This window comes from Aurantimonas sp. Leaf443, from assembly GCF_001425575.1.
Taxonomy (GTDB): domain Bacteria; phylum Pseudomonadota; class Alphaproteobacteria; order Rhizobiales; family Rhizobiaceae; genus Leaf443.
This window is the reverse complement of sequence record NZ_LMRD01000007.1, coordinates 672,955-699,723: the sequence shown is the minus strand read 5'-3', so window position 1 is coordinate 699,723 and position 26,769 is coordinate 672,955. Positions and strand designations below refer to the sequence as shown.

Below are 26,769 nucleotides of genomic sequence, written 5' to 3'. Positions count from 1 at the left end.
AAACTCGGAACTTGACCAAGGCCTGACCAGCCCAACATCGTCAAAGCCGGGTCAGTTCTTGATGGAAATCCTGGGTCAGCTCTCAGTGGAAATCAACAGTCACCCTGAAGGAGGTCGCTCGTAAGGCTTCGACATACCTTTTTGGTAATGCGGCAATAACCACTCTTCCCGCTGCCGTTGTCCCCATAAATGAGCGTTATGCCGTCTGTCGCAAATGAAAGCTTCTGGTCAGACGCGATCCGCCCGAGATTCGTCACAGGTCCCAAAGAGCATAAAAGTGCACGTGGACCAGCAATTGGCCCGAATGTCAGATGGTCCCCTGTTAGATGAACATGGTCCAGCTGGACTTCCCCCAGAAGTCCTGCGGCTGCGCGAACACGTGCCTCGATATCACTGCGATCAATCGTACTGATATCGTGGCCAGGCGATTGAGCGTGTCGCCGAAGGGCGTCGCGGGCCCAGTCGGGCTGCTTGTCGATCCAATTCAGGAACCCGGTCTCTTCGCTCATGAATGATTTAGATCACTCACGGTTCAATTATTCCAGTCGCTAGCTCAGGTTGTCCTCAACATTTTCCAATAGTAAAAATACCGAAAGACTTCAATTCCTTAACGGCTAGAATGTCAAAGTCCTATAGTCGCTAAGGGTCTAAACAAAAGATCAAGAGTCGAGAGTTTCTGCAATTGAACTGGTGTATAATGATTTTGCCGAAGTAGCCGTATAAATCGCTTTTCTTACGTTGTCTTTCATCAGATCAAGTATACGGAAATAAGAGTCAATCTCGGCTACGGCAACAATCCGGCGGTAAATATTGGGATTGTCCTCAGCATACCTTGCCAGGCCCTTCAGTTTAGGGAGAGCGTCGGCGAATTGAATGCCATGCGGATCAACGATGTCTGCCACTATAGTTTTATCGCCAAGTTGCGAAAAGAAAATGAAGTCTGGGCGAACTATCTTTATATCGTGACCGTCTTCGTATGTGATGCCTAGGGATTCCTGTGCCGCCCTATCGGGGTTGCGATACCATGCAACGTTGCCTTCCCGCTTCAGTTCAGCGTGTAGAACTTTTTCTTCCCACGATGAACCAAATTCCATCGGGAATGCACCTTTACTGTCGCAAAGAAGGTGTTTCTCAAATCGAGGCAAAGCGCGCTCTGTGCCGTTCGGCTCACGTACGGTTGTTGCCTGTATCCAAGCCTTGGGTCGGGCAATTTCAACGTCCAACGGGTGAGCACTCAACTCTCTGATCTGTCGATATGACTCCTGCCGTTCGTCCGTAAGGGTCTTGATAGCGCCTTTGTGTTTGGTCAGCCATTCGTTTGCCAACTTCTCAGCTTCTGCATCTATCTCTGGACCGATGGCCGATACCAGACCAAGGGCGGCAATGGTAGTGTGGGCGTCGATCAGGGCCGCATCCTCATCTTCGCTTTCGCTGGCTTGGGCTACGACGTGCTCGGCATATGTCCTTGCGATATCGGGGCTGAAAATGCGGCCAGCCCGTCTATAGGCGTCTTCAATAACAGCGTAGTCAGCAGCCTCCAGAAAATCATCGAAGCTCTTCTTCCCGGTTTTCATATCAGTTTTTACCGATTGGCCTTCCACCTCAAGAACCGATTGTCGAGCCTTCGTAATTTCCTGCGCGTATTTGACCTGAGCGTTGTCCAGAGCCTTGTGCAAGACCGCATGGGCCTTCCTGCCAGCGCCGGGAAGCAGTCCGTCCGCTGCGAGTTCATGGGCCAGAATAGTAAGCCTCTTCACGGGGCGAGACTGCCGCTTCGGCAGTGACTGGGAAGGCAGGGAAACCAACTTCACCCAAACATCTTCCGGAATGGTCGGATTCGGCTTCAAGTCCACCGGATTGATGAGAACGCGACCCGTCGCTGCCTCTTCCCCGAATTCACCACCCTTGGTGAGGTAGTCAACGACTTCTTCCGCTGTCGTCTTGTTGAACCGGGGCAAAAGGCAATCGACGGAATTCAGTATATCATTGCCTGGGATGCGGCGGGCAAGCGGTGTTCGCACCATACGGCCCAGAAGCTGCGTGATGTGAGTTTTGTCCGTTGCCGCACGGAACGAAACCATCACTTCGGCGCGTGGGCAGTCCCAACCTGTGCTGATGGCGTCCTTCGCAATTAAAATGCGAATGTCTTTCGTTTCCTGAACGCGCTGTGGCTCAATATAGGGAATGCTGTAGCTGCCAAATGTTTCGGTCCTGTGCTCGCCAAACACGTTTGCAACGCACCCCGGATGTAAGTCTGACCATGTTGCGAAGATCGTCTCCAGCGCCTTGCCAATCTCGTTGTGATCCGGTGAGTTAGGCACTTGTAGCACCATAAGCGGAACCACGGTGAAAGCTTCGCCCTGCTGTTCGGCGTAGGTATTCCATGCCTCGGAAATCGCCTTCAGCTTGTTGGTGCCACGGCGTAACAGGACTGTTGAGAAGTCGCCTTTGTCTTCGTCTGGCACATCAAGAATGATTACATCCTTGATAAGCCCGGAATCCTGCACCTTTTTCGTATCGACAACCACGTTAGAGAGGGTGTCACGGCCTTTTGCTCCCTCCATCGCCTTGTTGAAGCGTTCGACGGTTGCGGATATGCCCCAGACAATCGGAATGCCGGGAACAGATCCGGTGCCATTTATAAGCTGCTTGACGATGGTCGGCTTGCCGTCACCGTTTTTTGCTTTGGTCTCTCCCATCCCGCGATGCGCTTCATCGAGCACAAGGTGGAGCGTCAAATCTGGGTGTTCGATGGTGTTCTGGATGATGTCCCAAATCGTGAAAGCGCGTGCATCCGGCATGGGAAGTCGCTCATCCTTGCCTTCGCCTGCATCGTGACCACGCACAAGTAAGCTGTTCTTGCCTAGCTTCTGCGTATTGAGGAAATAGACTTTCCCCGGTTCAAGGCTGTCACGATTAAAGGTGTTTTCGATCGTCACGAGGTCCGAAACGGTCAGCTTGTCGGATGACTGATTCAACCGCCATTTAGATTGCTCGTTCAGAGATGGATCATCGCTAAACCAGATAACCACCGCGCCTGGGTCGGCTTCGACATTGAACTCGTCATTGCCAAAGAACAGCGCTTCAAAAACGGCTGCTGCCATAACAGTCTTGCCCGCGCCTGTGGTAGCGGTGAGCGAGAAGGCATGTTTATCGCCATCCTCGCGCCAACGCTTGCGGGCCTTTTTCAACCTGTCGAGGACGTCTTTGACAGCTTCTTCCTGATAATCTTTAAGGGTGAATTTCATTTTTCAACGACCCATCGAAAACCGGAAGTTGGTGAGGTAGGATTCGTAAAGCCGAACCGGCTCAATCGTGTCAGGCATGCTGCGGATAATGGTTTGGAAGCGCCGTTCGTCGTCCGTGACGATGAAGGCCACGCGAATGCCATTACTGTTCTTGATAGCCTTGACGAAGGCAGCAGCGTCATCAAGATCGATCAGCAAGCCGTAGGTGTTTGCCACCTCCCAGCCTTGCGCGGGAAGATTCTCAATGCGCGTCCCCTCGCTGCCTGCTCGCATCCACAGAAGTGGGGCGATCCGCTCGAAGGCTCGGTTGTGGCTGACGGCAACCGGCGTCTCGTAAGTCAGCGTGAAGAACTCAGCGTTCTCTTCGAAGCCTTCTGACATTGGAAATTCGTCAGTGAATTTGTAGTAACCTGCGATGTCCTTTCCCTCCGACGTCTTTCCTGTAATCGCCGCTTTAATCCGAGGCTTGGTGATGTAGTCGCAAATACCCCATTTTTCCCAGTTAGCATCGCCGGGGCGGAGGTTCTGAGAGCGAAGAGCGGCATGTTCATCTGCGGCTACTTCGTTGTTGGTGATCGAAATACATTGACGACGCCCGTCGTCTTGACGGTTCAATCGCATTATGGCGTGTGCTGTTGTGCCGGAACCGCTGAAGAAATCGAGTACAGTTGCCGACAAATTTTCTGCGACAAATAATCTAAGCACATCCTCTACAGCATAAAGTGATTTCGGAAACGGAAAGTTCCGCCCAGGTATTATTTCTCGCAGCAGCATGGACCCATGTTCACTAGCACTATGACTCACATTGTCCCAAACTGTTCGAGGCGCTGATCTACGCCCTCCGTCCTCCTTGAAGTAAACACGCAGAGTTCCATGATTATTGTGTCCTTTTACAACAAGGCTTCCGTCCTCGATGGCTTTCAGCTGTTCAGAAGTAAGATAGAAAATTGGGAATTGGTTCTTTTCAAAATTCACCTTCCCAACCCTAACTGCGCCCATTTTGAGTAGTGACCTGAGCGTCTCTGGAACGACAGACCACCGACCATCGCCGCCGTTTGGCCGAGGCGTCGGCCATACAGGATGTAAGCCCTTGGGCGGCGTGTAATCGTTCGGACCTTTTTCAAGTGGCAAGGGTTCGCCAACTTGAGCAATTCTTCCTGAATTGTCGAAAAGGATCGGATAGAAGGCTCCCGGCGATTTGCTTCGTATTCCGTTTGCGCCTGTTCTAGTCAGGCCGCGCCATCTAACTTCCGTGCCTGCGCTTCCCTCTTTGATTTGCCCCTGTACTTCTGCGGCCCCAAACAGGCAGACAAATATATATTCATCAACGCGCGAGAGCCCGTCACGAGGCACCCCTTTCGGATTGATCACCGAAGAGATCATTTGAATGCGCGCTTCTGGAAATGACTGCTCCAGTAGCAATCCGAGACGGAGATATTCCTTTTCGTCTATTGTGGCTATGAGAACTGAATTTCTTGGATTGAGAAGTTCTTTGGCTATGAGGAGCCGCCGCTCAATCATCGCCAACCACTTTGAATGTCTATAGAGGTCTTCCTTTTCCACATAATCGTTGTTGTATTTCCAGTCCTTCGCGCCGGAATTGTAGGGGGGATCAATATAGATGACGTCTATCTTGCCGCGATGTGTGAACGTGAGCGCCTCAAGCGCATGGAAATTTTCACTGTTGATGATGGTATGAAACGGTTTTTCTCCTCCGTGCTTTACCTTCCCGGTGCTTATAAGGCCGGGGTAGATGAAGTCCTTGAATTCAGCCACTACAATAAGGTCCACAACCGCAATTTTTTGTCGCTCGGATTGAGCTGTATCCAGCAATTCAAGTTGTGCGGTTTTCTTGTCGCCAGTCCCTTCCAGCTTCAACACTTTCCAAAGCCTTTGATCGCCTTTGGCCGTCGTGGCGCGCGGGGGTAGGATGCGAACCTTGTCACCCTTGCGAATAGGCCTGCCGGGAAGCTCCACGTTTTCCGGACGATGCCGCTCGAAGTTCAGACCGAAGGAACGTCGAGAAGAGAGTACCTTGAATTCGTGTTCAAGCTCTTGTCCAAGCGCAGGGTCTTTGTTCTTTGCTTGCGCAAGCAACTCTGTTAGTCGAGACACGGAATTATCCTGCGATTTACGTCTTGATTTCAGTGATAAGGGCTGCGATACGATAGCTACAAAACAACCTTATGGCGATATAACCTCAACGGATATCCACAGAGGTTGCGACGCGGCATGACGGGCTCGTTTCGTTGATGTCTCTGATTGCGCTCCACCACCTCGAATCACCATAAAGCACAGCCGAGTATGACGGCGGTAGTGTCCCGGTTCCAGCAGCGCTGCCGCGCCCGAGCACGACGGGGATTTGGCGCAAAGAGCGAAGCTGACGGACATGCCTTTGTTCGATCCTACGGGAGGCGACAGCGAAGATTCCTTCGTCCCGAACGCCTACTCCGCAATCGTGCAAGCGAGCGGCGATACAATCGTTGCGCTCGGGTGAATAGGACGGATCGAACGTGGCCGCGTTCGCCGACTGCGGTGCAGGCGGAGAGTGAAATCCCGCTAGCTTAATAGGGGATGAAGAGGAGAGCAGAATTCTGCGGTCGTCGTCTCAAGCGAGAAGGCATGGTGCGGTTCTGGGGCGGCAATAGCCCTGGTCGTGTTTCAGGGCGGGAAAGCCCTTACGGGTATCCGAGCGGCGGACGGTTTGGCCGCTCGGGAGAGTCTGGGATGGCAAGGGGCAGGAAGGGCCCTTCCTCATGGGGGTACATGGGGGAAGATTGAAGTCTCCTCCTGTCGCGATGAAACGTCGGACGTTTCACTGGCGCAGACAAGGCTCGATGCCGACAGATGCGCCCTGCTGGGGGATGCAACGGGGGCGCGCAGCGGCCCCCTTGCCAAGTGGGCGCGGTACTACCGCGCACATCTTGCACTTTTCGCTACTGGCTCCGCCGACGCTAAGGCTTTCCATATCGCTGGGGCGGTGACGCTGCTTTGCTTCGGTTGGGAACTTGGCTCGACGGGCTGGTTTTTGTGCTGAATACGGGCTGCTCTCGATTGATGCGTTTAACGTGGATCGGTGGCTAAAAGGCTGGCACAATCTCCTTCGAGGAGACGCCCCATGGCAAAGAACACGATCTGTATCTGGTACGATAAGGATGCCGAAGCCGCTGCCCGGTTTTACGCAGAGACGTTTCCCGATAGCCATGTGACCGCAGTTCACCGTGCCCCTGGCGATTATCCGTCCGGCAAAGAGGGTGACGTGTTGACGGTCGAGTTCACCGTTGCCGGCGTCGCGTGCCTCGGCCTTAACGGCGGGCCGACCTACACGCATACAGAGGCATTCTCATTTCAGATCGCCACCGAGGATCAGGACGAGACCGACCGCTATTGGAATGCGATCGTCGGCAACGGCGGACAGGAGAGCGCCTGCGGCTGGTGCAAGGATCGCTGGGGCATCTCCTGGCAGATCACGCCGCGCATTCTGACCGAAGCGATCGCGGCGGGTGGTGACGAAGCCAAACGAGCCTTCGCGGCGATGATGGAAATGGGCAAGATCGACGTGGCGGCGATCGAAGCGGCGCGGCGGGGCTGAAGGCGATTTTCGTTCAGAATGGAATGACCCCGTGTTCCGCGATCTGACGCTCCTGCTCATCGCGTGCGGCATGCCATTCCGCCTCCGTCAGATCATTGTCCATCCGATCACAGACCGCCGTTGCCAGTATGCCGGACATGGTCGCTTCGATGTCGTCGCTGGTGGCCTCAAGGAACCGCAGGACTTCGTCCGGCAGTTCCAGCGTGACGGTGACGAAACGGGGAGGCTTCACGGATGCTCTCCTTTTGCAGGGGACCCCAACGATATAGTGAACGACTACAGAACGATCCCATAACGGGCGATCAACGCCCGGTCCCGCTCGAACATTTCCGCTTCGAGGCGGTCGAACGGTTCGCGCTGATCGGCCATGCGGTCCCAAATCTCCGCGTCCAGGGCAAACCTTTCGCGAAAGTATGCTGGCGCGGCGTGTCCGTAGTGCTTGATGATCTCAGCGGAGGCCGGGTTGCGGCTTCTGGTGGATGCCGCCAAGGTCCGCAGGAACTCAGGCGTGAGATTTTCCGGCAGTGGGAACGCCAGCGCGGATATGGCGGAACCTCCGGCCGCTCCGGCAGTCGCTGCCGCCAACATTCCGGCAAGCACGGTGCGCCGCGTGGTCATGGTCAGCCTCCATTCGTCACGAAGACAATGGTACGTGAGGCTTTGTCCGTCGTGAATCCCGCGCCGGGAAATGTGATGGGCGAAACGGTCGGCAGCTTACGGGTCGATGCCTTCCGGCCATTCACGCGCGCCGTGTTGGACGAAGAGGATTTCGATGCTGTCGGGCTGGACGCGGTAGGCCACGATGTAGGGCGTGCCGGGTATGACCAGTTCACGCGTGCCGCGTATTTCCCCGGTACGACCAATGAATGGATTGGCGGCGAGCAGAGTGGCGGTCTTGGAATGGATGTCGTTGACGATCCGGGCGGCGGCGCGTGGGTTGCGCTCACCGATATAGTCGCCGATGGCCGCAAGCTCCGCGAGATAGCGTCTGGTCCAGGCGATCCGCACCGGCGGGATCAGGCCTGGCTGTATTTGTTGAGGACGGTCGCGATCTCTTCGTCGGTCGCGAACTCGCCCCGATCTGCATCTTCGATGCCGGCCTGAACGCCGGCTTGCCAGCGTTCCTGCCACGCCAGTGAGCGGCCATGCGCAAGCGCGTCCTCGATAATCTGAGCGCGGGTGCGGGTCGAACGCTCGGCCAAAAGGTCGATACGACGGCTAAGATCGTCCGGGAGTTCTAGGGCTCTGGTCATGTGTTAATTGTGCCACAACCCGCCTGGGGCTGCCAGTGGTTTCGGGCTTCCTGACCCACAACCGCAGGCGGCCATTGAACTCTGTCGCTTCCCACCTGTTCTCGAAACACGAATCGTGGCGGAGGGGAGAGGCGGATGGGCAAATACATTTTGGTTAGGCCGGGGACTTTGAGCGCCTATATGCGCGCCGCATCTGTCGCCGAACGATCGTGATATGATTTTCGTGATGTTCGATCACCTTCGCGATCGATGCCGCGTCGCCCGCAAAGTAGGTGCGAGCGTAATTCATAAAGAACCGGCAGCTCAGAATGTCCAGTTCATGCAGAAGTTGAGACTCATTGCGCATCGGTTCGTTGAGGCGGCCGGTGATACGAACGACGCGTTTTATATGATGAAGAAAGATCATCGGCGGAAGCGAGTAGTGCGCGCGAAACTGGAACTCTCCCAGCATTTCGTAGTAATTGCCGGCTGTCAGTCCCCTTCTCGCTTTCACCTGCCTCGTGACTTGCGCTAGCGGATCGAGACTGTGATAAATTTCTTGGATAAGCGCGCCGATTTCGCTGTCGTCATCGAGAGCTGCTTCAAACCAAAAATTCCCGGTGGGATAAGGGAACTTTGAAATGCGCTTCCGCAGCAGACGGTAAATCAGATAAACGGTTCTCGAAGCAGGAGGGTCGCGCATGACGGTTTTCGAGCGTCGAATGAACGCGGCGGCTGTGAGCCCTTCCGCGTAACCAAGCAGGATGTGCTCGATCTGGCGATCGCTGTTTTTCTGTCCGCGGAGATAGCGTCCCTTGCTGGTCATAAGCGTAAAATGTGCGGTCAAGCGGGCGCATGTCCATGAGCATTTTCCGCCACGGCAAGACCTTCGCTAACCGCTTAAAATTGTTGATACTTTTATATGCCGCATGCTTCGGAAGCGAGGCTTGTGGTGCTAGAGTCCTGTGACCTCTCGGCTTGCAGCGTTGTCGGTGTTAGCTCCATATAACCAATGACAGAACTGATGAAGAAATAGGAATTTGTTCTTGTAGTGTTCTCATATTTGTGAGTATGATGCGGAACGATACTGATTGATCTTGGATCGGCTGAAAGCCGGCAAGTTTAGTCGATTGCTCTGGCAATCTGATCGCTATCAAAAACCTTATCGGACGGACCAAGCCGGCGCCATGCCAGCGGCGCAATCCGTTCGCGCGCCCTACGGAAGGAGGCGATTATGACGACCGACCAACACACACCCTCTTCCCAAGGTGACCGCGAGGCGGTTTCACCGATCGCCTCGATGGCCGATTTCGACCCTGCGGACTATCGACCTTATCTCAACGGTCTCGAACTCAGCGACGAGCAGGCCAGCGAGCTGCTGCGCATTCTGTGGGACATGATGCGCATGTGCGTAGAGATGGACATCCCGGCAGAAAGCTGGGGGCAGATTGTCTCGCCCCTCTTCCTCGCTGCCGCAGCCGATTCGCCCGAGGTAGACTAGCCGATCCTGAACCGGAGACACCGCCAACTCACACGATGCCAGCCATGAAACATCCATCGCCAACCATCGGCGCGCAACAATACCAAACGCTGATCTATTGCCGCGTCTCCAGCAAAAAGCAGGAGCGCGAGGGCGACGGCCTCGCCTCACAGGAAACGCGCCTGCGCGATTACTGTCAGCGTTCGGGCCATACGGTTGTCCGGGTGTTTCGCGACCAGCTCACAGGCAGCGAGAGTCGCCGGCCTGGTCTGCGGGAAATGCTGGCTTTAGTCGAAGCGGACAAAAAGGCTCGCTACCGCATCGTCTTCGACCATCTCGATCGCTTTACCCGCGACTTCTACGTCCACGCCGATCTTCGCCGGACGATCGCGAAACTCGGCGCGATCCTGGAAACGCCGGCCGGGGTGCTCGACGACCGCTCGTCTTCGCGGTTGATGGAGCATGTCACCGTGGCCTTTGCCGATTATCATCGCGTGAACAATGCGGAGCAGACGGTCAACCGGATGCAGGCGCGCCTTCAAAACGGCTTCGCCGTGTTCGCTGCGCCGTCCGGCTATGCTTATGAGCGCGTGGCCGGCCTCAATGGCCGAGTGCTAGTACGCCAGGAGCCGGCGGCATCGGTTGTAGTCGAAGCGCTCGAAGGACACGCCTCAGGCCGCTTCGAAAATCAGGCGGACATGCAGCGCTTTCTCGAACAGCATCCGCTTTATCCAAAGCCGAAGGATGGGCGGGTGCCGCACCAGCGCGTCGGCGACATGCTTCGGAACCCGATCTATGCCGGGTATGTCGAAAGTCCGAAATGGGGCGTCAAACGGCGTAAGGGTCACCACGAGCCGCTGATTTCTTACGAGACCTTCCAACGCAACCAGGACCGCCTGAACGGCTTGCGCATGACTTACCGCACCGATCTCAGCCAGGATTTCCCGCTGCGCGGCTTTGTCGTCTGCGATGATTGTGAGGGACCGCTAACGGCGTGCTGGTCGATCAGCGGCAGCGCGCAGAAAAAGCGGCATCCGTACTACCAGTGCCCGAAGAAGGGCTGCGCCAGCTATGGCAAGACCATTCGCCGCGATCTGATCGAGGGCGAGTTCGAGGCCATGCTCCGCAGCGCCCGGCCGCAGCCGCAACTGTTCGCCGTGGCGACAGCGATGCTCAAGGATTTGTGGACGCGCAAGCAGTCAAACGTCGCCGGCGAGCAGAGGGCGCTGAAGGCCAGCCTTGCCAAAATCGAGGCGCAGATCGAACAAGCGGTTGAGCGGATAATCGAAACGAGCGTGCCGGCCGTGAGCCGTGCGCTCGAACAAAAGGTACAGAAGCTGACCAGCGAGAAACTGTTGGTCACCGAGAAGATCGAGAACTGCGGCGCGCCGCAGGGCGACTTCGAGCGGCGAGTTAGAACGGGCCTCGCGTTTCTCGCGAACCCTTGCAATCTCTGGGCTACGGGGCGAATCGAAGACCGCCGTTCGGTGCTCAAACTGACCTTTGGCCAGAAGCTGCGCTACAAGCGCGGCGAAGGCTTTAGAACGCCCGATCTTACCTTGCCATTCAAAGTGTTAGCGGGATTTTCCGGTGTCGAAGTGAGAATGGTGCACCCGACAGGATTCGAACCTGTGACCTCTGCCTTCGGAGGGCAGCGCTCTATCCAGCTGAGCTACGGGTGCCCGGAGCGCGCCGGCCCGGAGGGCGGGGCGTGGATGGACGGTGCATAGCGTATCGGCGGGCGGCGGGCAAGGAAGGAGAGCGGCGGGAGTGACCTTGCCGCCGCGCGCTCCATCTGTCCCCTCCCACGACAGGGAGTGACGGGACATGACGAGCGACGAACTGATCCTGGCGAGCCGCCCGACCGGCCTGCCGGGCGCGGAGAATTTCACGGTGCGGCAGGTGGCCCTGCCCGAGCCCGGCGAGGGCGAGTTCCGGGTGCGGGTGGAGGTGATCTCGCTCGATCCCGCCATGCGCGGCTGGATGTCGGAGGGGCGCTCCTACGTGCCGCCGGTGGAGATCGGCGCGGTGATGCGCGCCTTCGCCGCCGGCACGGTCGAGGCCTCGCGCCATCCCGGCTTCCCCGAAGGATCGAGCGTCGTCGGCATGCTCGGCGCGCGCAGCCACGCCCTTTCCAACGGCGAGGGCGTCTATCGCATCGAGCGCGCGCGCGCGCCCATCGAGCGCTGGGTCGGCGGGCTCGGCATGCCGGGCATGACGGCCTATTTCGGCCTCCTGCGCATCGGCCGGCCGAAGGACGGCGAGACGGTGGCGGTGGCGGCCGCGGCCGGCGCCGTCGGGCAGATCGTCGGCCAGCTCGCCAAGCTGCACGGCGCGCGGGCCGTCGGCATCGCGGGCGGGCCGGAGAAATGCCGCCTCCTCACCGAGACCTTCGGCTTCGACGAGGCGGTGGACCACCGCGCGCCCGACATGGAGGCCCGCCTCAAGGCCGCCTGCCCGAAGGGCATCGACGTCTATTTCGAGAATGTCGGCGGGCCGATCGCCGATGCCTGCTATCGCAACATGGCCATGAACGGGCGCGTGCCCGTCTGCGGCATGATCTCCACCTACAACGGCGAGTCGACCGAGGGCCTCAGCCTCGCGGCCTACCGTTCGATCCTCGTCAACCGCCTGACCGTGCGCGGCTTCCTCATCTTCGACTTCGCCGCCGATATCGAGGAGGCGCTGACCAATCTCGGCCGCTGGCACGAGGAGGGACGGCTCGTGATGCGCGAGGACGTGCGCGGCGGCGGCCTTGGCGCCTTCGGCGCGGTGCTGAGCGACCTCTATACCGGCGCCAACACCGGCAAGCTCGTCCTGAAGCTCGACTGACCCGGCCGGCCCCGCGACGGCAGACGACGGCGGGGCCGTCGCGGGGCCGGCCTTCGCTCGATGGGCGACGACCGATGCGCACCTGCGCGCGGCCCGTAGCGCGGCGGGGCGGCAAGACGCCGAAGGGTCCGCGTGCCGCCGGTCTTCAACGACGCTTCGGCCGGGACACCGTCGGCGGCCAGCCGGCCGCCGGCCGCAGCTCGGCCCCGTCACGCGGGACCGGGCCTCCGGTGCCGCCGGTTGCCGCCCGATCAAGCCGGACTTTCGGCGCGACGGTCGACGGGCCGCAATGATGAGCCGGCTTATGGTCTATGCGGCGAGGCGCGAGCCGGGTCCCGCGAGGCCCGTCGCGCGATCGCTTTTCCGCCGCACCGCACCCGGCCGTCGCGGCGCTTTTGACATGGAAGGGCGGATCGCTATGGTGCCCGCGCCCGTCGGTTCCATGGCCGGCGGCCCGATCCGCGCCGCCCGACGCCAGCCGGCGCCGGCCTTCCAGCCCAGACCTTGCGAGACCCGAGCCCATGACCGTGCGCGTGCACAAGGGGGACCTCCCCGACCTCTCCCGCTACACCGGCCCGGTCGCCATCGACACCGAGACGCTCGGCCTCGACACGCGGCGCGACCGGCTCTGCGTGGTGCAGCTCTCGCCCGGCGACGGGACGGCGGACGTGGTGCAGATCGCCAAGGGCCAGCGTTCGGCGCCCAATATCGAGGCGCTCCTGCGCGATTCCACCAAGCGCAAGATCTTCCACTACGCCCGCTTCGACGTCGCCGCCCTCTACCACGCCTTCGGCGCGATGACGGACGGCATCTTCTGCACCAAGATCGCCTCGCGCCTCGTGCGCACCTATACGGACCGGCACGGGCTGAAGGATCTCGCGCGCGAGCTCATCGGTGTCGATCTCTCCAAGCAGCAGCAGTCCTCGGACTGGGCGGCCGAGACGCTCACCCAGGCGCAGGTCGACTACGCCGCTTCCGACGTCCTCTATCTCCACGACATCATGGGCGTTCTCTACAAGCGGCTGGAGCGCGAGGACCGGATGGAGCTCGCCAATGCCTGCTTCGCCTTCCTGCCGACGCGCGCCCGGCTCGACCTCATGGGCTGGGACGAGACGGACATCTTCGCCCATTCGTGACCGGGTGCCGGCAGGACGGCGCTGCCCTCCAGGCGATGAACGACGCTTCGGGCGCCCCGGCGCATCCGGCCCGGCCCGCCCGAAGCTGGGAGGGGCTACTTGCCCTTGGAGGAGGAAGACGGCGTCAGCCCGCCCTTCAGCGAAGGGGCGGCGGCGACCGTCTTGGCCTTTTCCTTCTTGGGCTTGCGCACTTCCTTGGAATTGCGTCGCTTTTCCTGGACCATGGGAGCGCCTTTCGTCACCGGAGGATCGGCGCTGCCAGCGCCGGCCGGTCGTCGTCCGTCGCGGAGACTCCAGCCCCACAGGCGTGCGCCTTTTGCCGCCCGGGTTCAAGCGCGATCGTCGAGGGTGCTGGGCCGGGCATGGCGCAGAACCGTCACCGGGCAGTCCGAAGCCGTCCCGAGGCGCCCCTCGGAAAGACTGCATCCGCGCGTGACCGCGCGCGGCGTCAGCGCCTCGGCCGTTTTGGGATGTCCTTGGCCTCGCTGGCCAGCGCTCCGATCTGCCGGTCCGCCTCCAGGCGCCGACGCTCCCTTCGCCGCGCATCGAAGGCGGCATATTCGTTCGTCGCATGGCGGTCGGCATCCGCCTTCGAGATCGCGCCGCCGCCGACAAGGACCGTGCGGCCGAGACTGCGCAGCTGACGGTCGAGCAGCGTCTCGACATCGCGCATGACGATCAGCCGCCCCATCTCGAACTGGTCCTCAAAAATGTCGAGGAGGATGGTCGTCAGCCGGTTCAACTCCCGGATCTCGCCCTCGGCAAGATAGTTCTTCGAGACGGTCACGTCGCCCTTGCGGATCTCGTCGTTCGGCCAGGTCCGCAGGCCCATGTCGGGCGCATCGGCGTCGGCGCGCGCGGCGACGATCTCGGCGGGCGTATGGGACGTCACGGCATGGACGAGCTTGGCCTGCAGGCGCCGGAAGAAGGTGCCGGCCGCCTCCGACCGGCTTTCGTAGTCCTGGCACATCGAACAGATCGTCCGCAGTTCCCGATAGACGTTCGCTTCGTCGGAGCGGATGTCGCGGACGATCTCGCGCAGTTCGGCGATGCGATCGGCGCTCTCGGGCTGCTTGAGCCGCAGCGCGTCCACCACGAAGCCCTTCGTCGCGAACTGCACGAGCACGCCCGTCGCCCAGCGGCGGAAGACGGTCGCCTGCGCCGAGGAGACGCGATAGCCGACCGAGATCACCATATCGAGGCTATAGAGGGTTGCAGGACGACCGTTGGTTGTTTGCACTTTTTGCAAAGAAGTCGCTTCGTCGAGTTCGCCCTCCAAGATCACGTTGGAAATATGTCGCGAGACGGTCGATACGTCCCGCCCGAACAGCTGTCCGATCTGCGCTTGCGTCATCCAGAGGGCGTCGCCCTCGTAGCGGATGTCGAGGCGCAGGCCCTTGTCCGTGCCGTAGACGAGGAAGCGGTCGCCGGTGGCCTCGTCCTCCACGAGGCGGACCGGCTCGATCGGGTCATCCTGCATGCGCCGCCTCCCGTTCGGATCCGGAACTTCATGCCGCGTGCGCCGAGACTCCGGCAGGACGGGCATCGTCCAGGAATGGACAAGGGCGCGGGACGCGTCAACTGAGGCGCGAAACGCCCGATAGGCGAGCGTGGAACCGGGCGATAGCGGGATCAGGGAGAGGATTTGGTGGAGCCGAGGGGGATCGAACCCCTGACCTCTACAATGCCATTGTAGCGCTCTCCCAGCTGAGCTACGGCCCCATCACGTGCCGGCGGACCGGCGCGGGCGAAGGGCGTCTGGTGCGCCCCCCGTCTTGTGTGGGCGGGTCTTAATGAAGCCCGCGGGGACGGTCAAGCGCTAATCGCACCGGCCGTCCAACTTCCTCGGCGCCGCCCCGCGTCCCGTGTCGGCACGGGGGGCGCGGCGCCCGTTTCGCCGGGCCTTGGCCTCAGCTGTCGTCGTCGTCGTCGCGCCCGCCGCCGATCACGTCGGAGAGGTCGTCGTCCTCCTCGTCCTCGTCGGGCAGGAAGGCGTCGTCCGGCTCGTCGTCGGCCTCGTCCACGTCGTCGTCGTCGATGTCGGGCAGGTCGTCCTTGGCGGTGCCCGCCTCCTCTTCCTCCACCTCGGAGAGCGAGACGGTGTTGGGCGTGCCCTCGATCTCGACGGTCTCGACCTCCTCCTCCTCCTCTTCGGCCTTGGCGGGCTCCTTGCGGCGCGTGTCCACCTCGAAGAAGGAGCGGGGATAGGACTTGCCGGTATAGGGCGAGACGACCGGGTCCTTGTTCAGGTCGTAGAACTTGCGGCCCGTCTCCGGGTCGATGCGCTTGGTGCCGAGTTCGGGTTTGGCCATGTCTGCCTCGTCGTCAGGAAGGGTGCCGCCCGGCGTGGCGCCGGAGGGAGAAGGGCTGGGTCCGGCGGCTGGCCGCCTCGGCCGTCGGGCCGGCGCACCGCGCCGCGCAAGGGCCGGGACCGACGCCTGGAACCATCGGAAAATCGACCGGTCTGATACGGGCTCCCCGGAGCCTTGTCAAAGAATGCCTCGCGGGGGACGCAGGGGCAGGCGGGCGCGGCGCGTGGCGGGGCGCGGGCAGGCGTGGTACTGGCGCCTTCGGCCCGTCGGCGCGGCGGCGGGCCCGGCAATCATCAGGAGAAGCGCGATGGCGGATCACGGGGGCGCGGCACGGCCGCTGACGGCACGGGCGGGGTCGGCTCTGAAGGGCAGCGCGAAAGTGCCGGGCGACAAGTCCATCTCGCATCGCGCCTTCCTGTTCGGGGGCCTGGCCTCGGGGCGCACCCGCGTCACCGGCCTTCTGGAGGGCGAGGACGTCGTCGCCACCGGCCGGGCCATGCGGGCCATGGGCGCGCGCATCGAGCGCGACGGCGAGGCCTTCGTGGTCGAGGGCGTGGGCAATGGCTGTCTCCTCGAGCCCGAGGCCCCGCTCGATTTCGGCAATGCCGGCACCGGCGCGCGGCTGACGATGGGCCTGGCCGGCGCCTACGATTTCGGCACGACCTTCGTCGGCGACGCCTCGCTCTCGCGCCGGCCCATGGGGCGCGTGCTCGACCCGTTGCGCGAGATGGGCGTGCAGGTCGCCGCGCGCACCGGCGACCGCCTGCCGCTGACGCTGCGCGGGCCGCGCGTGGCCGCGCCCATCGAGTACCGCGTGCCGATGGCCTCCGCGCAGGTGAAGAGCGCCGTGCTGCTGGCCGGGCTCAACGCGCCGGGCGTCACCACGGTGATCGAGCCGGTGATGACGCGCGACCATACCGAGAAGATGCTGGAGGGCTTCGGCGCGCGCATCGAGGTGACGACGGACGCGGCCGGCACGCGCACCATTCGCCTCGAGGGCCAGGGCGAGCTCACGGGCGTTGCCGACTTCACCGTGCCGGGCGACCCCTCCTCCGCCGCCTTCCCGATCGTGGCGGCGGCGATCGTGCCGGGCTCGGACGTGACGGTGACGAATGTCCTGATGAACCCGACGCGCACCGGCCTCGTGACGACGCTTTTGGAGATGGGCGCCTCGATCGAGATCCTGAACCCGCGCCGGTCGGGCGGCGAGGACGTCGCCGACCTTCGCGTGCGCCATGCCCCGCTCGTCGGCGTCACCGTGCCCGAAAGCCGCGCGCCCTCCATGATCGACGAATATCCCGCGCTCGCCGTCGCCGCCGCCTTCGCGCAAGGGCGCACGGTCATGGTCGGCCTGGAGGAGCTGCGCGTGAAGGAGAGCGACCGGCTCGCCGCCGTCGCCGCCGGCCTCGCCGCCAACGGCGTCGCCCACGAGGAGGGCCGCGACAGCCTGACCGTCACCGGCGACCCGGACGGGCGCGGCTATGGCGGGGGCACGGTCGCCACCCATCTCGACCACCGCATCGCCATGAGCTTCCTCGTCCTCGGCCTCGCCTGTCCGAAGGGCGTGACGGTGGACGACGCGCGCATGATCGCCACGAGCTTCCCCGAGTTCGAGAGCCTCATGGCGGGCCTCGGCGCGGTGCTGGAGCCGGCCAAGCCGGCGGGCTGAGGCGCCCGCATGGCCGGCCTCCTCGCCCTCCTCTTCTTCCTGCCGATCTCCTTCGTCTACGGCCGCCACCGGGCGCGCCGCGCGAAGTCTGGTCCGGGCGGGCTGAAGCGGCGGCTGGCCGCGCTCCTGCCCCTGCCGCTCCTCGTCGGCGCCTGCCTCGGCCTCGCCGTCCTCTTCCATGCGAGCGGCGAGGGCACGCTCGGCGGGGGCGCGGCGATCTTCTCGACGGGCAACGGCGTCGTCGACGCCGGCCTTCGGACGGCGCGGCTCGTCGGCGATCTGGCGCTCGTCCTGTTCTTCCTGTCCCTGCCCTTCGTGCTCGGCAGCGCCGTCGCCGCGCTCCTCCTCGTCCTCGACGCGCGCGGGGTCCGCGCGATCCCCGCCGAAGCGCCGGAGCCCCCGCCGGCCGAGGGGCGGGACTGAGCCGGCCCGCGCCTCAGGCGATGCCCTCGGTGCCGGCGAGATGACGCACCAGCGCGTCGGCGAAGCTGCGAACGACCGGGCGCATGTAGCGCACGGACGGATAGGCGAGCACCATCTCGGCCGGCCGAACCTCGTGGTCGGGCAGGATGCGCACGAGCCGGCCCGCCTCGAGGTCCTCGGCCACGAGAAGGCGCTGCACCGGCCCGCAGGCATGGCCGGCGAGAAGCGTGCGCACCAGCACCTCGGCGTCGTTGGTATGGATCGCCGGCCGCACGGGAACCTCGATCGCCGCGCCCTCGCGCAGGAGCGTCAGCACCCGGCGCTGCGACAGGACGTTGCTCGTCGTCACCAGCCGCAGGGACGCGAGGCGCTCCGGCGTGTCGATCGGCCCGAAGGCGTCGAGAAAGGCGGGGCTCGCCACGAGCAGCCGGTCCACAGACCCCAGCCGGCGCACCACCACGTCCTGCGCCTCGGGCCGACCGTAGCGGATCGCCATGTCGAAATTGTCGTAGACGAGATCGATCACCCGGTTCTCCAGGATGAGGTCCACCGAGACGGCGGGGTGATCGCGCTGGAAGTCCATCACCAGCGGATGCACGATCTTGGCGCCGATGCAGCACTGGGCGTGGATGCGCAGCCCGCCCTCCACCTCGCCCGCGCCGCGGCTGACGCCCTCCAGCGCCGCGTCGATCGCCGCAAGCCCCGAGCGCGTCGCCTCGTAGAGCGCCTGGCCGGCCGCGGTCGGCCGCACGTGGCGGGGCGAGCGTTCGAGGAGCCGGGCGCGCACGCGGGCCTCCAGGCCCGTCATCTGCTTGGAGATCGCCGGCTGGCTGACGCCCAGATCGTGGGCCGCCTCCGTCATCGAGCTGCGTTCCACGATGCGCACGAAGGCCCGCAGGGCGGCGGTCAGGTCCATATCCCATTCCTCCAGGTTATGAGCCGTATAGCCCAATTCCCATTGCTCATGGTAGCAGGCTCTGCAGGATAGGGCGGCGAGAGCCGCCCGGCCGCCGCATCCGCGCGCCCCGAGGCGCGGGAGCCGGCCGGTCGCAGGGTTTGGAGAAGGGCCGCATGACGAGACGCAACCTCACGAGACGCACGTTCCTCGTCCTCTCGGCCTCCGCCGGCGGCACGCTGGCCGGCTGCACCACCGCGCTCCAGCCCCGGCCCTCGTCGCTGGCGCTCGCCGCGCCGCCCGTCCGCGTTTCCGCCGCGCCGCCGCCCGCCCCGGCCGCAGCCGCCCCCACCGTGCAGCGCACGCCCGAGCTCGACGCCTGGTTCGCCGCCCGCGAGGATGGCGGCCACACGATCCCCGCCGTGCCCTACTGGCGCATGGACCCGAAATTCTTCCGCCAGCGCGTCGTCGATCCGACCGGCGAGCCGGCGGGCACGGTCGTCGTGGATACGCCGAACCGCTTCCTCTACCTCGTCGAGCCCGGCGGCATGGCGCTGCGCTACGGCGTGGGCATCGGCCGCGACGGCTTCGCCTGGGGCGGCGAGGGCGTCATCCACTGGCGCCAGCCCTGGCCGCGCTGGAAGGTGCCGGCCGAGATGGTGGCGCGCAAGCCCTCGCTCGAGATCTACTCCGTCGCCAATGGCGGGATGGCGCCCGGCGTGGACAACCCGCTCGGCGCGCGCGCCCTCTACATCTTCCAGAACGGCCAGGACACGCTCTACCGCCTGCACGGCACGCCCGAATGGGACAGTATCGGCGGCGCCAATTCCTCGGGCTGCGTGCGGCTCGTCAACCAGGACGTGATCGACCTCTACGACCGCGTGCCGCATCACGCCCGGATCGTGGTGCACCAGGCGCCGCTGATGGCGGCCGTCGGCGCCGCGGCCTGAGACCGCCGCGCCGTCGCGACGACCGTTCCCGGCGTCGGCCGCGCGGCGCCAGCCCGCGCGGCGCTTGGCGTCTCGTCGGATGAGACGCCCCGAAGGCCCGGTTCGACGGCGGGCCGGCATGAGGCGGCGCTCGCGCGAGAGGCGGCGCGCGCGAGAGGCGGGCGCGCCGGATTTGCGCGCCCGCCCGCGGCGGTGATAGGGGGGCGCACGCCGCAAGCCCGAAAGAGCCCATGCCCGCATTCACCATCGCCATCGACGGCCCGGCCGCTGCCGGCAAGGGCACGCTCGCCAAGCGCCTCTCGGCGCATTACGCCCTGCCCTATCTCGACACCGGGCTCCTCTACCGCGCGGTCGGGGCGATCGCGGCGGCGGGCGGCGGCGATCTCGACGATCCCGCGGCCATGGCCGCCATCGCCGCGGGGCTCGACGCCGCCCTCATCGAGGAGGAGCCCCTGCGCGGCCACGAGGCCGGCGAGCGCGCCTCGCGCGTCGCCGCCCATCCGCCCGTGCGCGAGGCGCTGACGGCCTTCCAGCGCGCCTTCGCCGCCCGGCCCGAGGGCGCCGTGCTCGACGGGCGCGACATCGGCACGGTGATCTGCCCGGACGCGGCGGTGAAGATCTTCGTCACCGCCAGTCCCGAGGTGCGGGCGCGCCGGCGCACCGACGAGCTCCTCGCCAAGGGCCGCGACGTCGACTACGCGCGCATCCTCTTCGAGGTGCGCCAGCGCGACGCGCGCGACGCCGGGCGCAGCGTCGCGCCGCTCAAGGCCGCCGAGGACGCGCACTTGCTCGACACGAGCGCTTTGGATATAGACGCGGCATTCCGAGCGGCGTGTCAGATCGTCGACGGCGCCCTTTCGCGGAGATAGCGAAGCCGGGGTGGTCTTCCCGAGCGAAGGCCGCCCGTCTTCCGCGTTCCAGCCCGCGAAGGCGCTCCGCGATCCTCGCCAGGCCGCCGGACGCATGCCGGACTACGCGTCGCCGTCGATCCATCGCGCCGGGCGGGCCTCCCTTCGACAAGGGATCTCCCGCCGCCCCTGCCGCCGCAAGGCCGCCGGGGCTGGATCGGCCGGCCACGTGCCTTCGAACACCGACCCCGGGGCGGCAGGCCCCACGGCGCTTCGCATCCCAGCCTCAGGAGGCCGGATGCTCCCAAGGAGAACGAATGTCTAACGCAAGCCCGACGCGCGAGGATTTCGCCTCGCTTCTCGAAGCGTCGTTTCACGAGCAGGACGTCGCGGAAGGAACGGTCGTCAAGGGCACCGTCGTCGCGATCGAGAAGGACATGGCCGTCATCGACGCCGGTCTGAAGGTCGAGGGCCGCGTGGCCCTCAAGGAATTCGGCGGCCGGATCGGCGGCGACCTGAAGGTCGGCGACACGGTCGAGGTCTATGTCGAGCGCATCGAGAACGCCCTCGGAGAGGCCGTGCTCAGCCGCGACAAGGCCCGCCGCGAGGAGAGCTGGGTCAAGCTCGAAGAGAAGTTCAACCGCAACGAGAAGGTCGAAGGCCAGATCTTCAACCAGGTCAAGGGCGGCTTCACGGTCGATCTCGACGGCGCGGTCGCCTTCCTTCCCCGTTCGCAGGTCGACATCCGTCCGATCCGCGACGTGACCCCGCTGATGAACACGCCGCAGCCCTTCCAGATCCTCAAGATGGACAAGCGCCGCGGCAACATCGTCGTCTCGCGCCGCACGGTCCTCGAGGAGAGCCGCGCCGAGCAGCGTTCGGAGATCGTCCAGAACCTCGAAGAGGGCCAGACGGTCGAGGGCGTCGTCAAGAACATCACCGACTACGGCGCCTTCGTCGACCTCGGCGGCATCGACGGCCTGCTGCACGTCACCGATATGGCCTGGCGCCGCGTCAACCATCCGACCGAGATCCTGCAGATCGGCCAGACCGTCAAGGTCCAGATCATCCGCATCAACCAGGAAACCCACCGCATCTCGCTCGGCATGAAGCAGCTCGAGGCCGATCCGTGGGACGGCATCGGCGTGAAGTACCCGATGGGCGTCAAGGTCACGGGCCGCGTCACCAACATCACCGACTACGGCGCCTTCGTGGAGCTGGAGCCGGGCATCGAGGGCCTCATCCACGTCTCGGAAATGTCCTGGACGAAGAAGAACGTCCATCCCGGCAAGATCCTCTCGACCTCGCAGGAAGTCGAAGTGGTGGTGCTCGAGGTCGACCCCAACAAGCGCCGCATCTCGCTCGGCCTCAAGCAGACGCTCGCCAACCCCTGGGAGACCTTCTCCGAGCGCTTCCCGACCGGCACGATCGTCGAGGGCGAGGTCAAGAACAAGACCGAGTTCGGCCTGTTCATCGGCCTCGAGGGCGACGTGGACGGCATGGTGCACCTCTCCGACCTCGACTGGAACCGTCCGGGCGAGCAGGTCATCGAGGAGTTCAACAAGGGCGACATCGTCAAGGCGCAGGTTCTCGACGTCGACGTCGAGAAGGAGCGCATCTCGCTCGGCATCAAGCAGGTGGGCGGCGACGCCTTCGTGGAAGCGGCGGAAGCCGGCGACCTGCGCCGCGGCGCGGTCGTGACCTGCGAGGTCACGGCGGTGAACGACGGCGGCCTGGAAGTGAAGATCGTCGATACCGACTTCACCTCCTTCATCCGCCGCGCCGATCTCGCCCGCGACCGTGACGAGCAGCGCCCCGAGCGCTTCCAGGTCGGCCAGAAGCTGGACGCGCGCATCACGCAGTTCGACAAGAAGGCCCGCCGCGTCGGCGTGTCGATCAAGGCGCTGCAGATCGCCGAGGAGAAGGAAGCCGTCGCACAGTACGGTTCCTCCGACTCCGGCGCCTCGCTCGGCGACATCCTCGCCGCCGCCCTCAAGGGCCGCCAGGACGACGAGTAAGCCTCTCCCCGGCGCCTTCGGGCGCCGGACGGACGTCCGACAGGACAAGGCCCGCGCGGAGCGATCCGCGCGGGCCTTTTCGTTCGGGCGTGGCGCCGGCGCAAAGGGCCGGGGCGGAAGACCGTGGTGCCGCCGGCGGCCTCGGGGGCGCGAGGTGCGGGCAGCGCGGTCGCGGCTTTCGAGCGCGCGGCGGCGGCACGGGCGGGCACGCGCGCGAAGGCGGCCGCAGCGGCGCGACGCCGATCGGCTGCGCCGCCCCCTCATCGCCCCGCCGGAACGTCGCCCCGCAGGGGAGAAGCGGGCGGCGCGAGCCTGGCGTTCGAGGGCTCGGGATGTGCGCTGCCTCGACGCGCGCCGGTCTTCTCTGCGGAGCGTTACGCCCTGGACCGCCGAAGCGGGCGCGCGACGCCGCTCCGGCGGCGGCGCGCGTCCCTGTGGCCCTACCCGTCGATCCCCACGCCCTCGCGGGCGAGCCAGCGCTGGTCGATCTCGGGCAGCGGCTCGCCTTCGATGGCGGCCTCGAAGCCGCGCAGGCGCTTGTAGATGGAGAGGAGTTCGACGATCACCGTCCAGGAATTGACGAGATACTGGAAGGAGGAGCGCACCTGGTCGAAGGCGTTGAGGATCTGGTTCATCGCGCCGAGCGTGATGGCGCCGACGACGATGGTGGGGCCGAGGATCAGCATGGGGAAGATGTTGTCGGCCTGCAGGTAGCCGATGCGGGCGACGTTGAAATACATGTAGTGGAAATACAGCCGGAAATAGTTGCGGCGCACGTTGGCGAAGAGCTCGGCCACCGTCGGCGGCTGGGCGCGGCTCGCGTCGTCCTCGCCGTAGACGAGCTCCTTGCGGTAGGCCGCCTCCACCCGCTGGTTGCGGAACTCCAGGCCCGGCAGCTTGATGCCGACGAGGGCGAGGAAGCCCGTGCCGAAGGCCGACCACAGGATCGCCGCCCAGACGAGCGCATAGGGCACCTGCCCGATGATCGGCAGCGTGGTGACGTTGGCCGAGAGGACGACGAGGACGGGCAGGAAGGCGATCAGCGTCATCACCGCGTCGATCAGCCGGACGCCCAGCGACTCCACCGTGGTGGAGAAGCGCATCGTGTCCTCCTGCACGCGCTGCGAGGCACCCTCGATCTTCCGCAGCTTCGACCAGTGGGCCATGTAGTAGTTGTTCATCGCCGTGCGCCACCGGAAGATGTAGTGGCTGACGAAGAAGAGGTTCAGCACGGAGATGGTGATGGCGAGGAAGGCGATGCCGGCAAAGGTCAGCATCTCGCCGTAGAATTCCGCGATCGTCACCGGCCGCGTCTTGGCGAGGGCGGCCTGGATGAGATCGTAGAACGGCCCGTACCAGGCATTGATGGCGACGGAGACCTGCACCTGGAAATAGGTGACGAAGATGATGAGCGCCGAGCCGAGGATCGACCAGTTCATCCAGGGATGCGGCGCGTAGAGGCGCCAGAACGCATAGAACAGCCCGACGAAGACGGCGAAATAGACGTAGAACCACAGGAAGGGCGCCGACCAGAACACCGTGACCCCGACGATGGGCGGCACGTCCTCGGGCCGCGGCGGCAGGCCGAACAAGGCGCCGAGCCCCTCGCCCACCGTGTACCAGAGCCCGACGGCGACGAGCGTCCAGACGACCACGGACCAGAAGAAGGGCTTGGGGTTCGGGAAGAAGGAGACGAACACGGGAAGGCAGGTCCTTGTCGGAGTTCGGCGGGCGCGGACCCTTCGGCCGCGCCATGCCAGTCTAGCGAAGATGGCGCGCGGGCGGCATTAAATGGCGGTCATGTGGCGCCCGGCCGCCCGGCCGCGTTTCACGTGAGACGCCCGCCGAACGCGCGTCAGATCTTGCGCAGCGCCACCTGGTCGACGAGATGGTCGCGGCCCTTGCGCAGGATGAGATCGGCGCGCGGGCGCGTCGGCAGGATGTTCTCGTGCAGGTTCCGCGCGTTGATCGTCGTCCAGAGCCGCTCGGCGATGGCCAGCGCCTCCTCGTCGGAGATCTTGGAATAGCGGTGGAAGAAGGCGCGCTCGTCGCGGAAGGCCGTCTCGCGCAGCTTCATGAAGCGCTCGATATACCAGCGGCGGATGTCGTCCTCGTCGGCGTCGATATAGATGGAATAGTCGAAGAAGTCGGAGACGAAGGGCACGGCCTTGCCGTCCTTGGGCATGTCGCGCACCTGCAGGACGTTCAGCCCCTCGAAGACGAGGATGTCCGGCCGGTCGATCGTCACGCGCTGGCCGTGCACCACGTCGTAGACGATATGCGAATAGACCGGCGCCTGGACATGGCGGGCGCCTGCCTTCACGTCCGAGAGGAAGCGCAGGATGGCCGAGACGTCGTAGCTCTCGGGAAAGCCCTTGCGCTGCATCAGCCCTTCCGCCTCCAGCACCGCGTTCGGGTAGAGGAAGCCGTCGGTCGTCACCAGCGCCACGCGCGGCGAGGTCGTCCAGCGGCCGAGGAGCTCGGTGAGGATGCGCGCCGTCGTCGACTTGCCGACGGCGACCGAGCCGGCGATGCCGATGATGAAGGGGGTCTTCGGGCCCGCCGCGCCGCCCGAGAGGAAGGTCTGGCGCTGGCGGAAGAGAAGCTGCGAGGCCTCGACATGGGCGTAGAGAAGCCGCGACATGGAGAGGTAGATGCGCGACACCTCCTCCAGATCCACCGGATCGCCGAGCGAGCGCAGGCGCCGCACCTCCCCTTCCGAAAGGGTCAGCGGCGTGTCCGCCCTGAACTTCGCCCATTCGCGCGCCGAGAAGACCCGGTAGGGCGAGAGGCGCGAGGGCGTCAGCTGGTCCAGCATCAGGCCTGCCCTTGCGGGCGGCGCGCCTTTTCCTGCAGCCCGGTCTCGGCCGTGCGCCGCTCGAGTTCCTCCATCACCGCCGAGAGCGGCACGTTCGACAGATGAAGCGTCACGAGGAGATGGTAGAGAAGGTCGGCGGCTTCCGAGGTCAGCTTCTCCGGCGTCTCGGAGACGGCGGCGATCACCGTCTCGACGGCCTCCTCGCCGAGCTTCTTGGCCGCTTTCGCCGGCCCGCCCGCCGCGAGCCTGGCCGTATAGGAGGACGGGTCGGCGGAGGCCGCGCGCTGCGCGACGATCCTCTCGAGGTCGTTGAGGTCGAAAGTCGTCATGGGGTGCCCTTGGCCCGTGCGAATTTTCATTGGCATGCCGGGCGGCGAAGGGCAATCCACGCCGCGCCGCCGCTTCGTGACGGCCGTGCGACGATCCCGCCCGTCGCGGCGCTGCCGGCGGGCCGCAACCGTGGGGCGAGACGGCCTCGGCCCCGATCAGGCGTCGAGGCGCATGGGGATGCCGGCGGCCGCCATATGCGCCTTGGCCTCGGCGATCGAATAGGTGCCGAAATGGAAGATCGAGGCGGCGAGCACGGCGCTCGCATGCCCCTCGATGACGCCCGCCACGAGATGATCGAGCGTGCCGACGCCCCCCGAGGCGATGACGGGCACGGCCACCGCGTCGGCGACGGCGCGCGTCAGGCCGAGATCGAAGCCGGCCTTGGTGCCGTCGCGGTCCATGGAGGTGAGGAGGATCTCGCCGGCCCCGAGCGCCACGACGCGCCGGGCGAAATGCACCGCGTCGAGCCCGGTGGGCCTGCGCCCGCCATGGGTGAAGATCTCCCAGCGCTCCGCCTCGCCGGCGGCCGAGACGCGCTTGGCGTCGATGGCCACGACGATGCACTGGTTGCCGAACTTGTCGGCGGCCTCCGCGACGAATTCGGGCCGCGCCACGGCCGCCGTGTTGATCGAAACCTTGTCGGCCCCGGCGAGCAGCAGGCGGCGGATGTCGGCCACCGTGCGCACGCCCCCGCCCACGGTCACCGGCATGAAGCAGGCCTCGGCGGTCCGCGCCACCACGTCGAAGATCGTCTCGCGGTCGTCGGAGGAGGCGGTGATGTCGAGGAAGCAGAGCTCGTCCGCCCCCGCCGCGTCATAGGCCTTGGCCGCCTCGACGGGATCGCCGGCATCGACGAGCCCCTCGAAATTGACGCCCTTCACGACGCGCCCGTCCTTCACGTCGAGGCAGGGAATGATGCGGGATTTGAGGCTCATGCGGGTTCGCTCCCCTGCCGGTCGCGTCGACGGTCTGCGGGCGGCGCGCCG

At 64.4% G+C, this 26,769-nt stretch carries 25 protein-coding genes and 2 tRNA genes; 9 read left to right on the top strand and 18 right to left on the bottom strand.

Annotated features, from left to right (window positions below; translation table 11 throughout):
- Positions 1–659 precede the first annotated feature (659 nt).
- Both ASG48_RS17955 and ASG48_RS11430 read right to left on the bottom strand, forming a co-directional pair.
- Positions 660–3,248, bottom strand: a complete 2,589-nt coding sequence (locus ASG48_RS17955) for a DEAD/DEAH box helicase family protein (RefSeq protein WP_082529415.1) — start codon at positions 3,246–3,248, stop codon at positions 660–662.
- Positions 3,249–3,251: 3 nt separating this feature from the next.
- Positions 3,252–5,363 carry a DNA methyltransferase gene (locus ASG48_RS11430; protein ID WP_055849780.1) on the bottom strand — a complete coding sequence of 704 codons (2,112 nt, stop codon included), beginning with the start codon at positions 5,361–5,363 and terminating at the stop codon, positions 3,252–3,254.
- Between the two features lie 1,003 nt (positions 5,364–6,366).
- Between ASG48_RS11430 and ASG48_RS11425 the strand changes: the two genes are divergently transcribed.
- The gene (locus ASG48_RS11425; RefSeq protein WP_055849572.1) at positions 6,367–6,840 is read left to right on the top strand and encodes a VOC family protein; all 474 of its coding nucleotides are present in this window, start codon (positions 6,367–6,369) and stop codon (positions 6,838–6,840) included.
- 13 nt (positions 6,841–6,853) lie between these two features.
- Here ASG48_RS11425 and ASG48_RS11420 read toward each other — a convergent pair whose 3' ends face one another.
- The 5 genes from ASG48_RS11420 to ASG48_RS18335 all read right to left on the bottom strand — a co-directional run bounded on the left by ASG48_RS11420 (position 6,854) and on the right by ASG48_RS18335 (position 8,919).
- Positions 6,854–7,072, bottom strand: coding sequence for a hypothetical protein (locus tag ASG48_RS11420; protein ID WP_055849569.1), 219 nt, complete (start codon positions 7,070–7,072; stop codon positions 6,854–6,856).
- A 44-nt stretch (positions 7,073–7,116) separates the two neighbouring features.
- The gene (locus ASG48_RS11415; RefSeq protein WP_055849568.1) at positions 7,117–7,458 is read right to left on the bottom strand and encodes a hypothetical protein; all 342 of its coding nucleotides are present in this window, start codon (positions 7,456–7,458) and stop codon (positions 7,117–7,119) included.
- 96 nt (positions 7,459–7,554) lie between these two features.
- Positions 7,555–7,848 carry a type II toxin-antitoxin system RelE/ParE family toxin gene (locus ASG48_RS11410; RefSeq protein ID WP_055849567.1) on the bottom strand — a complete coding sequence of 98 codons (294 nt, stop codon included), beginning with the start codon at positions 7,846–7,848 and terminating at the stop codon, positions 7,555–7,557.
- Positions 7,849–7,856: 8 nt separating this feature from the next.
- Entirely contained in the window at positions 7,857–8,093 is a 237-nt protein-coding gene (locus tag ASG48_RS11405; RefSeq protein WP_055849563.1) for a ribbon-helix-helix protein, CopG family, read from the bottom strand.
- Positions 8,094–8,247: 154 nt separating this feature from the next.
- The gene (locus ASG48_RS18335; RefSeq protein ID WP_156381562.1) at positions 8,248–8,919 is read right to left on the bottom strand and encodes a hypothetical protein; all 672 of its coding nucleotides are present in this window, start codon (positions 8,917–8,919) and stop codon (positions 8,248–8,250) included.
- Between the two features lie 387 nt (positions 8,920–9,306).
- On the opposite strand from ASG48_RS18335, the gene ASG48_RS11400 reads away from it, so the two are divergent.
- Positions 9,307–9,573, top strand: a complete 267-nt coding sequence (locus ASG48_RS11400) for a hypothetical protein (protein ID WP_055849560.1) — start codon at positions 9,307–9,309, stop codon at positions 9,571–9,573.
- 266 nt (positions 9,574–9,839) lie between these two features.
- Here the strand turns inward: ASG48_RS11400 and ASG48_RS18330 are convergent, their stop codons facing one another.
- Both ASG48_RS18330 and ASG48_RS11395 read right to left on the bottom strand, forming a co-directional pair.
- Positions 9,840–10,016 (bottom strand): hypothetical protein, encoded by a 177-nt coding sequence (locus ASG48_RS18330; protein WP_156381561.1) that lies wholly within the window; start codon positions 10,014–10,016, stop codon positions 9,840–9,842.
- Between the two features lie 1,141 nt (positions 10,017–11,157).
- Positions 11,158–11,234, bottom strand: a tRNA-Arg gene (locus ASG48_RS11395).
- 145 nt (positions 11,235–11,379) lie between these two features.
- Here ASG48_RS11395 and ASG48_RS11390 point away from each other — a divergent pair.
- Positions 11,380–12,384 (top strand): NADP-dependent oxidoreductase, encoded by a 1,005-nt coding sequence (locus ASG48_RS11390; protein WP_055849557.1) that lies wholly within the window; start codon positions 11,380–11,382, stop codon positions 12,382–12,384.
- A 521-nt stretch (positions 12,385–12,905) separates the two neighbouring features.
- On the top strand, positions 12,906–13,520 hold the full coding sequence (locus ASG48_RS11385) for a ribonuclease H-like domain-containing protein (protein ID WP_055849554.1): 615 nt from the start codon (positions 12,906–12,908) through the stop codon (positions 13,518–13,520).
- 95 nt (positions 13,521–13,615) lie between these two features.
- Here the strand turns inward: ASG48_RS11385 and ASG48_RS18935 are convergent, their stop codons facing one another.
- The 4 genes from ASG48_RS18935 to ASG48_RS11370 form a co-directional block, all read right to left on the bottom strand.
- Positions 13,616–13,744, bottom strand: a complete 129-nt coding sequence (locus ASG48_RS18935) for a hypothetical protein (RefSeq protein WP_280138012.1) — start codon at positions 13,742–13,744, stop codon at positions 13,616–13,618.
- 224 nt (positions 13,745–13,968) lie between these two features.
- A complete protein-coding gene (gene rhuM / locus ASG48_RS11380; RefSeq protein ID WP_055849552.1) occupies positions 13,969–15,000 on the bottom strand; it encodes a RhuM family protein in 1,032 nt (343 codons plus the stop codon).
- 166 nt (positions 15,001–15,166) lie between these two features.
- Positions 15,167–15,242, bottom strand: a tRNA-Ala gene (locus ASG48_RS11375).
- A gap of 188 nt (positions 15,243–15,430) precedes the next feature.
- A complete protein-coding gene (locus ASG48_RS11370; protein WP_055849549.1) occupies positions 15,431–15,832 on the bottom strand; it encodes a TIGR02300 family protein in 402 nt (133 codons plus the stop codon).
- 307 nt (positions 15,833–16,139) lie between these two features.
- Between ASG48_RS11370 and aroA the strand changes: the two genes are divergently transcribed.
- Together aroA and ASG48_RS11360 are read left to right on the top strand one after the other, a co-directional pair.
- A complete protein-coding gene (aroA, locus tag ASG48_RS11365; RefSeq protein WP_055849546.1) occupies positions 16,140–17,501 on the top strand; it encodes a 3-phosphoshikimate 1-carboxyvinyltransferase in 1,362 nt (453 codons plus the stop codon).
- Between the two features lie 9 nt (positions 17,502–17,510).
- Complete coding sequence (locus ASG48_RS11360; RefSeq protein WP_055849543.1) at positions 17,511–17,924, top strand: hypothetical protein; 414 nt, start codon at positions 17,511–17,513, stop codon at positions 17,922–17,924.
- A gap of 13 nt (positions 17,925–17,937) precedes the next feature.
- Here the strand turns inward: ASG48_RS11360 and ASG48_RS11355 are convergent, their stop codons facing one another.
- On the bottom strand, positions 17,938–18,840 hold the full coding sequence (locus tag ASG48_RS11355; protein WP_055849540.1) for a LysR family transcriptional regulator: 903 nt from the start codon (positions 18,838–18,840) through the stop codon (positions 17,938–17,940).
- Positions 18,841–18,995: 155 nt separating this feature from the next.
- Between ASG48_RS11355 and ASG48_RS11350 the strand changes: the two genes are divergently transcribed.
- From ASG48_RS11350 to rpsA, 3 genes are all read left to right on the top strand, one after another.
- Positions 18,996–19,769 carry a L,D-transpeptidase gene (locus ASG48_RS11350; RefSeq protein WP_055849538.1) on the top strand — a complete coding sequence of 258 codons (774 nt, stop codon included), beginning with the start codon at positions 18,996–18,998 and terminating at the stop codon, positions 19,767–19,769.
- 230 nt (positions 19,770–19,999) lie between these two features.
- Complete coding sequence (gene cmk / locus ASG48_RS11345) at positions 20,000–20,638, top strand: (d)CMP kinase (RefSeq protein ID WP_055849535.1); 639 nt, start codon at positions 20,000–20,002, stop codon at positions 20,636–20,638.
- Between the two features lie 296 nt (positions 20,639–20,934).
- Complete coding sequence (gene rpsA / locus ASG48_RS11340; protein ID WP_055849532.1) at positions 20,935–22,635, top strand: 30S ribosomal protein S1; 1,701 nt, start codon at positions 20,935–20,937, stop codon at positions 22,633–22,635.
- Between the two features lie 440 nt (positions 22,636–23,075).
- Here the strand turns inward: rpsA and sbmA are convergent, their stop codons facing one another.
- The 4 genes from sbmA to hisF all read right to left on the bottom strand — a co-directional run bounded on the left by sbmA (position 23,076) and on the right by hisF (position 26,718).
- The gene (gene sbmA / locus ASG48_RS11335; RefSeq protein WP_055849529.1) at positions 23,076–24,335 is read right to left on the bottom strand and encodes a peptide antibiotic transporter SbmA; all 1,260 of its coding nucleotides are present in this window, start codon (positions 24,333–24,335) and stop codon (positions 23,076–23,078) included.
- A 155-nt stretch (positions 24,336–24,490) separates the two neighbouring features.
- The gene (gene coaA / locus ASG48_RS11330) at positions 24,491–25,453 is read right to left on the bottom strand and encodes a type I pantothenate kinase (RefSeq protein ID WP_055849526.1); all 963 of its coding nucleotides are present in this window, start codon (positions 25,451–25,453) and stop codon (positions 24,491–24,493) included.
- On the bottom strand, positions 25,453–25,782 hold the full coding sequence (locus tag ASG48_RS11325) for a phosphoribosyl-ATP diphosphatase (protein WP_055849524.1): 330 nt from the start codon (positions 25,780–25,782) through the stop codon (positions 25,453–25,455). Before ASG48_RS11325 ends, coaA begins: the two co-directional genes overlap by 1 nt.
- Positions 25,783–25,938: 156 nt before the next feature.
- Positions 25,939–26,718, bottom strand: coding sequence for an imidazole glycerol phosphate synthase subunit HisF (gene hisF / locus ASG48_RS11320; RefSeq protein WP_055849521.1), 780 nt, complete (start codon positions 26,716–26,718; stop codon positions 25,939–25,941).
- Positions 26,719–26,769 lie beyond the last annotated feature (51 nt).